This window comes from Paenibacillus glycanilyticus (assembly GCF_023715145.1).
Taxonomy (GTDB): domain Bacteria; phylum Bacillota; class Bacilli; order Paenibacillales; family Paenibacillaceae; genus Pristimantibacillus; species Pristimantibacillus glycanilyticus_A.
The window spans coordinates 263,572-275,708 of the sequence record NZ_JAMBNP010000004.1; the positions used below are offsets into that span (position 1 = coordinate 263,572).

The 12,137-nt window shown below is 46.4% G+C and carries 12 protein-coding genes; 2 read left to right on the forward strand and 10 right to left on the reverse strand.

The annotated features are described in order from the left end of the window. Nucleotides 1-190: 190 nt before the first annotated feature. The 5 genes from msrB to M3194_RS13635 all read right to left on the reverse strand — a co-directional run bounded on the left by msrB (nucleotide 191) and on the right by M3194_RS13635 (nucleotide 4,080). Nucleotides 191-613 (reverse strand): peptide-methionine (R)-S-oxide reductase MsrB, encoded by a 423-nt coding sequence (msrB, locus tag M3194_RS13615; RefSeq protein WP_251654619.1) that lies wholly within the window; start codon nucleotides 611-613, stop codon nucleotides 191-193. A 146-nt stretch (nucleotides 614-759) separates the two neighbouring features. Next, entirely contained in the window at nucleotides 760-942 is a 183-nt protein-coding gene (locus tag M3194_RS13620) for a hypothetical protein (RefSeq protein ID WP_251654620.1), read from the reverse strand. A gap of 39 nt (nucleotides 943-981) precedes the next feature. Then, the gene (locus M3194_RS13625) at nucleotides 982-1,344 is read right to left on the reverse strand and encodes a hypothetical protein (protein ID WP_251654621.1); all 363 of its coding nucleotides are present in this window, start codon (nucleotides 1,342-1,344) and stop codon (nucleotides 982-984) included. A 125-nt stretch (nucleotides 1,345-1,469) separates the two neighbouring features. Then, nucleotides 1,470-2,729, reverse strand: coding sequence for a sensor histidine kinase (locus M3194_RS13630; RefSeq protein ID WP_251654622.1), 1,260 nt, complete (start codon nucleotides 2,727-2,729; stop codon nucleotides 1,470-1,472). A gap of 136 nt (nucleotides 2,730-2,865) precedes the next feature. After that, complete coding sequence (locus tag M3194_RS13635) at nucleotides 2,866-4,080, reverse strand: epoxide hydrolase family protein (RefSeq protein WP_251654623.1); 1,215 nt, start codon at nucleotides 4,078-4,080, stop codon at nucleotides 2,866-2,868. A gap of 241 nt (nucleotides 4,081-4,321) precedes the next feature. On the opposite strand from M3194_RS13635, the gene M3194_RS13640 reads away from it, so the two are divergent. Continuing rightward, nucleotides 4,322-4,903: a CGNR zinc finger domain-containing protein gene (locus tag M3194_RS13640; protein ID WP_251654624.1), complete on the forward strand. Its 582-nt coding sequence runs from the start codon at nucleotides 4,322-4,324 to the stop codon at nucleotides 4,901-4,903. A 110-nt stretch (nucleotides 4,904-5,013) separates the two neighbouring features. On the opposite strand, the gene M3194_RS13645 is transcribed toward M3194_RS13640, so the two are convergent. Next, nucleotides 5,014-6,552, reverse strand: coding sequence for an MDR family MFS transporter (locus tag M3194_RS13645; RefSeq protein WP_311290751.1), 1,539 nt, complete (start codon nucleotides 6,550-6,552; stop codon nucleotides 5,014-5,016). Between the two features lie 430 nt (nucleotides 6,553-6,982). Between M3194_RS13645 and M3194_RS13650 the strand changes: the two genes are divergently transcribed. After that, nucleotides 6,983-8,071, forward strand: coding sequence for a GerAB/ArcD/ProY family transporter (locus M3194_RS13650; protein WP_251654625.1), 1,089 nt, complete (start codon nucleotides 6,983-6,985; stop codon nucleotides 8,069-8,071). On the opposite strand, the gene M3194_RS13655 is transcribed toward M3194_RS13650, so the two are convergent. The 4 genes from M3194_RS13655 to M3194_RS13670 all read right to left on the reverse strand — a co-directional run bounded on the left by M3194_RS13655 (nucleotide 8,068) and on the right by M3194_RS13670 (nucleotide 12,096). Continuing rightward, complete coding sequence (locus M3194_RS13655; RefSeq protein WP_251654626.1) at nucleotides 8,068-9,216, reverse strand: Ger(x)C family spore germination protein; 1,149 nt, start codon at nucleotides 9,214-9,216, stop codon at nucleotides 8,068-8,070. The two genes, M3194_RS13650 and M3194_RS13655, sit on opposite strands and share 4 nt — an antisense overlap. 23 nt (nucleotides 9,217-9,239) lie before the next feature. Further along, nucleotides 9,240-10,673: a spore germination protein gene (locus M3194_RS13660; protein WP_251654627.1), complete on the reverse strand. Its 1,434-nt coding sequence runs from the start codon at nucleotides 10,671-10,673 to the stop codon at nucleotides 9,240-9,242. A 146-nt stretch (nucleotides 10,674-10,819) separates the two neighbouring features. Beyond that, a complete protein-coding gene (locus M3194_RS13665) occupies nucleotides 10,820-11,149 on the reverse strand; it encodes an antibiotic biosynthesis monooxygenase family protein (RefSeq protein ID WP_251654628.1) in 330 nt (109 codons plus the stop codon). Between the two features lie 65 nt (nucleotides 11,150-11,214). Beyond that, nucleotides 11,215-12,096 carry an oxidoreductase gene (locus M3194_RS13670; protein WP_251654629.1) on the reverse strand — a complete coding sequence of 294 codons (882 nt, stop codon included), beginning with the start codon at nucleotides 12,094-12,096 and terminating at the stop codon, nucleotides 11,215-11,217. Between the last annotated feature and the right edge of the window lie 41 nt (nucleotides 12,097-12,137).

Below are 12,137 nucleotides of genomic sequence, written 5' to 3' on the forward strand. Positions count from 1 at the left end.
CAAGTGTACTTATAATTTTCTTGTTCGTAACTTGTACCTCCTACATACAATAAGATTTCCTGCAATCTGGAGTATCGTGACACGCTACAAATTAAATTAAAAAAGTCGCATTATTATGCGACTTCGTTGTATCGATGTTCTTGTCGTCCGACAGCAGCCCTTTTAGGACTGCTGCCTTTCTTGATGTCACTTATTTATCTTCAAACAGCGCGGTATAAGCGCCATATCCTCTTTTTTCAAGCTCTGCCCTCGGAATAAACTCCATGGCCGCAGAATTAGTGCAAAATCTCATTCCCGTCGATGATGGCCCGTCATTAAACACATCGCCAAGGAACGAATCGGCCTGCTTGCTTCTTACTTCGGTCCCGATTAATCCTTTGCGTTTAAAAACGAAGTTGTCCGGATCCAAAGGCTTGGAAAAGCTTGGCCAGCCTGTACAAGCATCATATTTATCCTTTGAACTAAACAACGGCTCGCCGGAGACAATATCGACATAGATCCCCTCTGCTTCGTTATTCCAGTATTCGTTGGCAAACGGCTGCTCGTCCACTCCGTTTTGCGTTACGTTATATTGCAGCTTAGTTAGCGTTTTTAGCTTTTCTTTTTTGTTCATCCTAAGATCAGCCTCCTGTTTATTCATCGTATAATGAATGTTCGAAGATGCGTTCACCGATTGTCTGGTCATTCACCTTACTCACAGGTTTATTCAGCTTGGTGATCAATTTCTCAAGGATATGATCACGAAACCATAAATCTATCCTATACCATCCACTCATGCGGTTCACCGTCCTCGTTCGTTGGATTCATACCATAAGCAAAATAGAAATCATAGCTGATCGGAACGACATTCGGATGATCAGAAAGTCCAAGCACGCTATCACTCGGATATTTACTGAATACTTGGAGCAGCTGATTAAGATATTCAATAAATAATCGCAGCATATCCTCTACTCTCCTCTCATCCGATTCCGTCATGATGCTCTAGAATTGCGCTGTCTGATGCAGAACCTTCCCGCAATCAAAAAATTCGCGGCAGATCACTAAATGCTCAGTCAAGCAGACGGAAGCCTTTTTTCTGCTGATCTCATCCAACCTTTTGACTAAAGCAGTAGCCTCTTCGAACATGACCGCACGACCGACAAAGCTGATGGAAAACTCCGTTAAGACATAACCGTTATTGTTCTCATCCGTCTTATTCAAAATCAAAGCAACATCCGGTGCAGACACGTCTTCCGCTTCATAGGAATAAATATGAATAGCCCACGCCTCTGAACATTTGCAGTCATCGAAGCAATAACAAACATCAGGTTTGTATTTGTCGAGTTCAAACCAACCCTTTTTCATTATCCCATCCTTTCTCCTGCATCCGTGTGAACAGTATAACAAGAATGAAACTTCGACAAATCTATGAGAAGTCATGATCTGCAATAGAAAAAGGCATGCCTTTTCAGCGTGAACCATGAACATCTTCATGCTCCCCTGCCAAAAGTCATGCCCTGTATTCGTGTATCTATTTTAATACGTCTGATCTGCTTCCGACTTAGAATAAGGAAGTTTAACTTCAACCGCAAACATGGGATCCATGCGAAACTCGACTTCTCCCTCCCTTCCCGTACCCTTTCCTGTAAATGAATTAGACCAAATCCCGGCTTCAGCTCCGCTGGAAGTATTCCGTCATTTTGTATGGAGATGGAAAAACCGGATTCGGCATACGTGAGTACAATGGCTGCATTCGCTGCATGTCCATGCTTCTGGGCGTTTGTGAGCGACTCCTGCACGATTCGGTAAGCTGTTAATTGAAGATTGCCGGGAAGGGACACCGGTGTACCCACAGCTCTAAAAACAGTATGTACCTTCGCAAACTTGGTAAATTCTTCTGATAAACGGGTTAGGCTCGTATTTAATGATGTGGCCGTAATGGACTCATCTTGTATCGCTCTAACGGAAAGACGCACTTCCTGCAAAGAGGCCCTGATTAATTCCTCACACTCCAAATAGGCTTGCTCGCTGCGCATAGAATCCACGCCGCTTAGTTTGCGAGCGACCTGCATCTGAACAAGCAAAGCGGTCAATTTATGACCAACCGTATCGTGAATATCGCGGGCAATTCTCACTCTTTCCTGCACAGCCGCCCACTCCTCTGCCTTACTTGCATATTCCTGCAGCTGTTCATGGGATTTCATCAACTGTTCATACAATTGCTTCGTATTACTGTTAGCTCTCTGGTGATAATGAATCAAGGAGCTCACTATGCACGCGAACACAATAAAAGAGGAAGAAACAAAATAACCCGGCACATCAAACCGATGATAGAAGTACCAATCTATACTGCCCATCGTAACGAAGTAGAGCATGAGTAAAGCCACGCATGTCATGATGAGCATTCGGGTATTCTTAACAAACATAAATATCGCTAAAGCCGTAATTCCGTTAAATAGATGATTCGGAAACTTGCCGTCAATAAAAATATAACCGTAGGACGCGGAGACCAGGAAATCGATAATCAGGAGATGCAATAACCAATTCTTCTTCAAATGGGAATAATACATGTACAAAAAGAAAAAGACCAATAAGGAGAACACCACATAGGTAAGTCTCCAAAAGATTGCCGTCGAGTTCTCAAAATAAAAAATCCCCGTCAGAACCAGATCATAAATAAGCTTTAATCCAAAAAGCCATCTTAAGGAAGTTGGGCTTCTCCACACGAAATCCATTGCTTTATCCATCATTAATAACTCCCTTTTCCTGCAGCACCTGATGACACCGAATCGAATAATTTTGGAGTAATTTCCCCTAACTTATATCGTCTTATCCGTATGAACAAGCAAAAGCCCGAGGAGATTTCTCCTCAGGCTTTTATGCGTATTAGCGAAGCGGCTTGAAGCCGGCGCGAATTTCCGCGGTGAGATATTCAGGCTGCTCCCAGGCTGCAAAGTGCCCGCCCTTAGGAAGCTTGTTGTAGTGGATCAAATTCGGATAGGCCTTCTCTGCCCAGCTCTTCGGTGCTTCAAACAGCTCATCAGGAAAGACGCTCACGACAACCGGAAGCTTGACGCCTTTGACCGCGAAGAACGAGATGCCGGCATTACCGTTCTCCCAGTAAAGACGAGCAGCGGAAATCGCTGTGTTGGTTAGCCAGAAAAGCGTAATGTTGTCGAGAACATCGTCACGCGATAAGCCTTCTTTGATTCCGGCAAAGGATCTCGAGATCAGGGCAAGGCTCTTCCAGTCATGATCAAGCATGAAGGCTGCCAGCCCAACAGGCGAATCTACCAGTCCGGTCAATGTCTGCGGGCGCGTCCCCATGAAGAAGGCGTAATAGAATTTATTTTCGCTAACTTGCGCACACGCTTTTTTCTCTTCTTCAGACAGACTGGACGGCAACGGATTGCCGGACCAGATCGCCGCATCCACTTCAGGCGGAATAACATTTGCCATATTGGTATGGATGCCAATTAACCCCTTAGGCTCTTGAACGCCCATAAAGTCAACAACGATAGCGCCCCAGTCGCCGCCTTGCGCAACATACTTTTCATAACCAAGACGAGTCATCAATTCTCCGTAAGCGCGTGCGATGCGTTTAGGGTTCCAGCCGGTCGTAGTTGGCTTGCCCGAGAATCCGTAGCCAGGCATCGACGGAATAACGACATGGAAGGCATCTGCTTCGGTTCCGCCATGCGCCGTCGGATTCGTCAGAGGCTCGATAAGCTTCATCTGCTCGATAATTGAACCAGGCCAACCGTGCGCAATAAGGATCGGCATCGCATTCTCATGCTTGGAACGAACATGAATGAAGTGGATATCCACTCCATCAATCTCAGTAAGAAAATGCGGTATGGCATTGATCCTAGCTTCAATTTTGCGCCAATCGTAATCGTTTGCCCAATATCGTGCCAGCTCCTGAATCGTTTCAAGCTGGGTACCTTGTGATTGATCATTTACGGTTTCTTTCTCGGGCCATCTTGTTGCAAGAATACGTCTGCGTAGCTCCACAAGCTCCTCCTCGGGAACATTCACATGATACGGACGAATGGCGTGCTTCTCTGTTTGTTGTTCAATTCTTTGTTGTTGTTGTGCCATTTTTACATTCTCCTCTTAATAAATATTGGATGCATTTTGTAACTAGCTAAATATATTTTTAAAAGTTACGAGGAGTAATATATCATGACTAAGCAAGGAAAAGAAGTAACTATCTAATTTTATTTTAAAGGTTACAGTTTGTATTTCCAGCAATTTACTATGTACATTGGTCACTAGCTAACATATGTATTGGGTGTTACAATAGATTCATTTCACATCAACGCAGAGGAGTCGTGGAGCGATGTTATGGGAGGATTTTCTAAAAAGTGATTATCATGACTGGAGAGGCAGTGGCCATTCCGAAGACAGGCTTGATAAACCGGGATGGCTGCCGCAGCTGCTGTCGATCCATAATCTTCCGTTTCCAGGTGCTCCTTCAGCGGAAGAACTCGTTGAATTAAAAAGGCTGAGAACGCACATCCTTCATATTGTGCAGCGTTCAACCGCTAATGAAACAGCGTCCGCCGTTGATCTTGAAGGATTAAATCTAGCCATGTCAGGTGGACCCATGATTCTTCGCATTGCCAGATCGGAATCAGGCTATAGCTGGGAGTCCACTCCTCTAAGGGAGGGTTGGTCACGCATTCGTGCAGAAGTGGCCACATCCTTCAGCCGCCTTCTTGTCGAAGGGGAACCCTCCCGCTTGCGCATTTGCGGCAATCCGGATTGCAAGGTCGTATACTACGACGAGACACGGAATCGATCCAAGCGTTTCTGTGACGATAAAGTATGCGGCAACCTGATGAAGGTCCGCCGCTTTCGCGCACGCCAAAAGTCGGCTGCAAGCGATGATTCTTCTTTCCATGGTTCTACAGAGTATTGAACTCCAGTTTAGTTAACATAATATTAGTTATGTAATCAAAATAAATAAACTCATTAGTTAACAAAAAAAGGCATTCGCAATAATTGCGAATGCCTTTTTTGAAGTAATCATTAATGTCCGCTAAAGCCCTGCTCTTCCATCTCCGTTGTTGGATCAAGCTTGCTTCTGCCCATGAAGAACGAAACAATCAAGGCCAGAACGGCCGGAATGATCGCCCAGGCGAACGTACCAACGATTGAATCCGCCAAGGAGTGAACGATTTTGTCCAAGACATCTGCCGGAATTTGCTCTCGCGCCTCCGGGGTCAGAATTTCGCGCGGATCCTTAAATTCCATGCCGCCCGCAGGAGCGGATTGGCCGCCGGCTGCGAATGCATCGGTCAATTTGCTGGTGAACAGATTGCTTTGCACAATCCCATAAATCGTAATGCCGATCGTCATCCCGAGCGACCGGATGAAATTGAGCGTCGAGCTTGCGGTACCGCGTTGTCTTGCAGGCAAACCATGGATCGCGGTATTCCCCAATACGGAGAAGGACGCGCCAATACCGAGTCCAATCAGAATCATATAAATGGTTACAATGAATCTGGAGGATTCTGCCGTAAGTGTTGTCGTCAGGATGGATCCTGCAACCAGGATAATAAACGTACCCACCATGATATTGCGATAAGGAATCTTCGTCATAAGGAAACCGCCGGAGGTTGCCGTAACAACCGTACCAAGCATCATCGGCAGCAGGACAAGCCCCGAGTTGGTCGCCGAACCGCCAAGCACCCCTTGAATAAAGATCGGGATAAATACCGAAGCGACAATAAACGCCGCGCCGCTAAACAACGCGCTCAGAATGCTGGTGGAATACAACCGGTTCTTGAATAACGCATACGAGATAATGGGCTCCTTCACCTTTGTCTCGACAATCAGGAACGTAACAACCAGTACAACGAAGCCCGCAAACATGCCAAGAATTTGCACCGAGTCCCAAGCATAAGTCTTGCCGCCAAGCTCAAGCGCGAACATGAGGCATACGATCGCTCCAATGAGCGTGGCAGCACCATACCAGTCGATCGGCTGCTTCGAATGCTCCATCGACTCCTTGTAGAAGAAACCGATCATGCATAGCGCGATAATTCCGAGCGGGAGATTGATGTAGAATACCCATTCCCAGGCGAAATTGTCCGTGATGTAGGCGCCAAGCAGCGGTCCGAAGATTGAGGACATTCCGAATACGGCTCCGAACATCCCTCCCATTTTGCCACGGCTCTCCAGTGGTACCGCATCAAACATGATCGTGAATGCGACAGGCATCATAGCCCCTGCCCCGATCCCCTGAACGGCGCGGTACAGAGCGAGCTCCGTAATCGAGCCTGATGTTCCGCATAATACGGAACCCGCCATAAACATGATGATACCAAACAGGAAAAACCGCTTCCGTCCATACATATCGGACAGCTTGCCGAAGATCGGCATCCCCGCCATCTCCGCTACCATGTAAGCGGAGGTAACCCAGACAAATTTGTCCAAGCCTCCTAATTCACCAACGATGTTGCCCATCGCGGTGGCGACGATCGTATTGTCCATCGACGCCATCAGAATGCTAAGCAACAGACCGGCGATGACAAGTCCCACGTTGCTTTTTTTGTTTGCAGTCACTTTCCACGCAACCTTTCTTTCCTAACATGAGTTCAGTTGTTTTGTTATCTGACTATTCGAAACATTGTTTCGCGATATAGTCATCTATGTATGATGCTACCCGGCTTTCCAGCAAAGAGAAATCGACTTTTGACCATAAAACCAAGGAAATCTCCCTCTGCGAGCTTCGATCCGCCTCATACATTCTTTCGTATGTCATCGTAACATAACAATGTTTCGTTGCATAGTCCAGAATTTATCCAACCTTCATTCTTCCTTTCAATCAGAAAAACACAAATTTATCATATAGAACACACGTTCTAGTGTCAACTACTTATTTCAATTACAGGAAGATTCCGTGAAACGGAATGCTCACCGCCTGACTGTTTATTATGGTTCAATATGGCAAACACTTGAAGATAGCACTTATGCCATGAAATGGGGATCACTGATGAGGATTACGACTTTGCAATTTTTCTGGATTCTTGCCGTTATCGAATTATCCATGACGATATGGCTAACCATTTCCCCTACGATTAGTGCTGTGCAGCAGGATGCGTGGATCTCTATCTTGATTGGCGGGCTTATCGGTCTAGTAACAACGTTTATTTATGCCCGATTGAGCGCCATGCATCCTGGGCATACCCTTGTTGGCATCTGCCGGAGAGTTTTTGGAAAGTGGCTCGGTACGGTTGTCATGATCTATTTCATGCTGGGATGGTTTAGCGTTACGGTCGTGATTCTGCGCGCAATGACGGACTTTATTCAACTGGTTCTCTTTAATAAGACTAGCAACTGGGTGATTTGTTTAATCATGATTGCCAACATGTTATATATATCTTATCGAGGGGGCCTTGCAGCCATTGGCCGGTTCAGCCAGATTACAGGCCCGCTGTTCTTTACCATCGTCCTGCTTACGCTTATCTTGAATGTTATAAATCTGGAATACAAGCTGGCCCTCCCTGTCATGCATGATCATAGCGTAATGAAAGTCATGCACGCATCCCTTGTTCATACTTCCTTTTTGTCGGAATCCATCTTGATCACGATGCTCATTCCGCTGATGATACAATCCGGAAAGGCTTCGAAAACTGCTCTGTGGGCTGTAGGCATTTCTTCTACTCTCGTGCTTCTGACAACGGCAAGCGTCACGATGACTTTTGGATCGGAGTTATCGGGACAATTCATATACCCGTTCTTCAATATGGTCCGATTCATTTCAGTGCTGGAATTTATTCAGAATATGGATGTTTGGGTTATTTTCGTATGGCTGTTTGGCGTATTTGTCAAGTTGTCCGTCTATTTGACCCTAACAAGCCACGGTATAGCCGAACTCGCTAACCGAAGCATCAGGAAGAAATCCGTGCTTTTTCTCATTGCCGCCTATTTTGTGTGCGCGATGCTGCCGATGAATATTGCTAATGTCATAACGGACTATTATAACATATGGCTGCCTTATATCTATTGGCCGAACATGGTCGTTATTCCGTGCCTCTTGCTAATTATCAGCTTAATCAGACGCAAACAGCTAGCGAACTAGGTTGGACTGCCTTGTGCGCCAATCCGAACGATATGCAAATTAACATCCACAAACACTTTTACATGAGGAAAAGTTTGCTCCCAATTGCCTTTCAGTTTCTGCCATTCCCCGGGATGCTGCTGATGAATGGCATCTCCAAAGCCAAAAATGTCCGTTCCATATGTCGACTGGACCTTGTTAATTGATTTCAGAACCTCTTTAGACAACCCCTCGTTTAACTCTTTTTGCACGACCGCCAAGGCTTTTGAATCCAGCAAATCAAATTTAGTCCTGTTCTCCCTTAAGGTTCCGGTACCTGTTAGTTTAATATGTACCGATACTTGCCCTCCTTCAATCTTTGTTTGAATCCGCGTCCTCTGGTTGGATTCAAATAACGTTACGTAGCCATCTCCCTTCGATATATATTGCGTGACGATATGCTGATTGAGCCTGGCCATCACTCTTAAAGCCATTAAACTGTCTTCGGGATCCAAAATACCGGCTAATTGCGTTTTTTTATTAAAAATCGCGAGCCGATTAATCTCGAACACTTGACCGGCCTTCTTATTCTCGATATCGGCGGTATTGATAACGGATAAGACCGGGCAAGTTGTTTCGTTTTTCATCGCGACGATAAAATCCCGAAAGCTCTTGTCCCCGTTTTTACTGTATTTCTCTATATCAACCGCAGCACTAGAGGATAAGGGCTCAAAAGGGCTTTTCATTTCCAATACTCGCTCGGGCTTCTCGCCAATCACGATGAAAACGCTTGTGCGGAAAGAGGTCTCCAAATTACGGGTATACATGTCCATCAAATCGCGAATGCCAGATTCAGCCAAGCTTTGTCCAATAAACACGGCTCTGCGGTGACCGATAAACAAACGTCGAGGAAGCTTGTCTTGGATAAGCTGACAGCTTGCCAGCAAAGTAGGCGCAGTCGCAGAGACAACGATACTGCCCTGATCTTCTCCCGATCCGCTGGATCCCTCGGAAAAACCAATCTGAGAAGGAACCGCAATTTGCGCGCTTACCCTAATTTCATTATCTTTGGCTCTGTCCATAAAGGTGCCCATCCAGAAAGCATAATGGTTAATTTCCGTTCTATCCCAGCAGCCCGTCAATAATAGGACGGATAGAACGATGCCCGCGGCTGTCAGTCTTTTCAAATAAATTCTGATCAGAATGGGAATCAACCTTTCTTTGGCGCACGGTATAGAGTATCCTCTGCGCTGAATTTTTTACTGGATGCCAGCGGGGCTAGATAAGGAACGCCAAAGGATTCAAGGATGCACAGATGAATCAGTATGGCCGTTGTGCCGGCTGCAATCCCATAAAACCCTAGTGATCCGGCCAAGCCAAGAAGCAGGAATCGAAGCAGCCGGAACGGCAAGCTCAGGTTATATCTTGGTATGGCAAAGGACGCAATGCCCGTACTGGCGACAATAATAACGATGGGTGCCGAGATAAAGCCCGCTTGAACGGCCGATTCCCCGATCACTAACGCACCAACGATACTGACAGCCGAACCTACTGCTCTAGGGAGCCGCAGCCCGGCCTCACGAAGTCCTTCAAACATAATCTCCATAATAAACGTCTCAATCACCGTCGGGAATGGCACGCCTTCGCGGGCTGCTGCAATACTGATTAACAACGTATTGGGAATCATCTGAGGATGATAGGTCGTTAATGCGACGTAGAAGGACGGCAGCAGCAAGGACAGGATGAACAAAACAATCCGAATGATTCTTACCGCAGACACGTAGAGGAATCGTTCATAATGATCATCCGCTGCCTGAAAGCCTGACCAGAAGGTCATAGGCGCCAGCAGCACATTGGGTGATCCATCCACAAAGATAGCGATTTTGCCTTCAATGACACTAGCCGCCACGGTGTCAGGTCTCTCCGTATTCTGAATTTGCGGAAACAAGGAGAACGAGGAGCCTTCAATGCTTTCTTCTATGTAATTGGCATCCAGAATAGCTTTGGACTTTATGCTTGTTAACTTTTCTTTAACCTTCGCAAGAATCTCCATGTTTACTTCATCAGCCAAATAAGAGACCATCACGCGAGTACGGGTTAACTCGCCAATTTGGACCTCTTCCATCTTTAGTTCGGGCGTGTTGAACTTTCTCCGCAGCAAGCTCAGGTTTGTCTGCAGGACTTCGGTAAAAGCTTCTCTTGGTCCCCGGATGGAGGATTCAAGTTGCGGTTCGCTAACTGACCGGTGCTCAAATTTGATAAGTTGAATCATTATGGCGCATGGAAGCCCTTCTGCAAACACAGCTGTCTCTCCGTACAATATCCGTTTTACGATTTCTTGAAACTCGATTAATTCATCTTTAGACCTGAATTCCCCATCCAACCTTCCTCTGACATTGCTGTCATTGGCATCCTCGCAACGGGTTAACGGTTTGATCACCCTCTTGTCCAGTTCCTTCGTATCTGCGAGACCATCCACATAAACGATTAGAATCTCGCCAAAGCAGCTGTTAAAGGACCGGAAAACGATATCCGCGCAATTGTCAAAAACCTGGTTGAGGTACTTTTCATTTTCTGTCCTATCCGGACTAACCGTGCGAAGCACCGGCTTATCGCTTGGATCAGAGGTATGTTGTTCCGTCATTTGAGAATCTTCCCTTACAGAGATGTATGTCAGAATTTGTACCTAGTATCCAAATGTCCGTACGGATTTATACCCTTCACAGCCGGAAATGGCTCTCCAAGCATGAAGAAAAGCCGACCTATATAGGTCGGCTGCATAACTTCAACTTACGCTTTTATCGGCTCAAAGATCTTAACTACTTCATACATTCCCGGATCAAACGTAGCTATTGTTAATGCCTCTTGGAAATACGGAAGCGGTTTGGGATCATCCCGCATCGCCTGGTAATCCTCGAGACTTCTCCATTGCGCATACATGGTTACTTTAGTGCCGTCCGTGCTCCGATGAAGACTGGAAGATATAAATCCGGTCGCATATCTAACGGAGACATCTGTTGCGCTGGTAAGCAGCTCGACCAAACGGTCCTGATTTTCAGGTTTAACCGTGAACACATTGATAAAGGTAAGAACGGGGTGATCCGTAGAAATTTGTGTCATAAGATGACCTCCTTTTTTAGTTACTATCTGCATCTCCGAATGATCTCATACGTACAAACGTAAGCTTACTGCTCTTCGAACTCGTCGTACATACGCGTTACGGACTGATCGAGCTCTTTTGCTTCATAGTCGGTTGAAATACTGAGCTTCTCCCAACGTTTGGTCTCGGCTAATTTGCCGTTGTCTACGGCATTGGCAATCGCAACCGCATCGCTGCCGAGCAGTAATCGCAGCGGAGGATTTTCTTCGTTAACGACGGAAATAATAGCTTGAGCAGCTTTGTCCGGATCTCCGTTTTCCTTGCCGGTTACGTCACGCAGATGCTTCAGCAAGCCGCCAACCGTATCCCGGTATTCCTCGCGCGGCACAATATGCTGCATGGAGGAGCCTGCCCAATCGGTACGGAAGCCGCCCGGCTCAATCAGAGTAACTTTAATGCCAAGCGGGCCGACTTCCTTGGACAATACTTCAGAGAAGCCCTCCACTGCCCATTTCGACATTTGATACGGTCCAAGGCCAGGTGCTCCCGTACGACCGCCGATGGAAGAGAATTGTACGATATGACCGGAGCCCTGCTCTCTCAATAACGGAAGTGCAGCTTTCGTAACGTTAACGACGCCCCACAGATTGGTTTCCGCTTGAGCTCGAAAATCCTCCATCGATGTTTCTTCAATAGAAGACACGTTGCCATAGCCTGCGTTATTAACCAGGACATCCAATCGTCCAAATGTATCGAAAGCGGCTTTTACAGCTGCCTCAGCCTGCTCATAGCTATTCACGTCCAACGGCACAAGATGAACCTGACTTCCGTAGCGTTCCGCCAAATCAGCAATCTGCTCCGGTTTGCGGGCCGTTGCGACCAGCTGATCTCCTGCTGCCAGTACCGCTTCTGCAAGACTGCGGCCAAAACCGCGGGAGCTTCCTGTAATCAACCATACTTTAGACATATAAGATTGCCTCCTTGATAATGCGTTTAGTTTGGAATGTT

Bases quoted from the DNA above. Each gene is read 5' to 3' on its own strand.
- M3194_RS13620 (WP_251654620.1), bottom strand. From the start codon at position 942: ATGCTGCGATTATTTATTGAATATCTTAATCAGCTGCTCCAAGTATTC.
- M3194_RS13665 (WP_251654628.1), bottom strand. From the start codon at position 11,149: ATGACACAAATTTCTACGGATCACCCCGTTCTTACCTTTATCAATGTG.
- M3194_RS13630 (WP_251654622.1), bottom strand. From the start codon at position 2,729: ATGATGGATAAAGCAATGGATTTCGTGTGGAGAAGCCCAACTTCCTTA.
- M3194_RS13670 (WP_251654629.1), bottom strand. From the start codon at position 12,096: ATGTCTAAAGTATGGTTGATTACAGGAAGCTCCCGCGGTTTTGGCCGC.
- M3194_RS13640 (WP_251654624.1), top strand. From the start codon at position 4,322: ATGTTATGGGAGGATTTTCTAAAAAGTGATTATCATGACTGGAGAGGC.
- M3194_RS13635 (WP_251654623.1), bottom strand. From the start codon at position 4,080: ATGGCACAACAACAACAAAGAATTGAACAACAAACAGAGAAGCACGCC.
- msrB (WP_251654619.1), bottom strand. From the start codon at position 613: ATGAACAAAAAAGAAAAGCTAAAAACGCTAACTAAGCTGCAATATAAC.
- M3194_RS13660 (WP_251654627.1), bottom strand. From the start codon at position 10,673: ATGACGGAACAACATACCTCTGATCCAAGCGATAAGCCGGTGCTTCGC.
- M3194_RS13625 (WP_251654621.1), bottom strand. From the start codon at position 1,344: ATGAAAAAGGGTTGGTTTGAACTCGACAAATACAAACCTGATGTTTGT.
- M3194_RS13650 (WP_251654625.1), top strand. From the start codon at position 6,983: ATGAGGATTACGACTTTGCAATTTTTCTGGATTCTTGCCGTTATCGAA.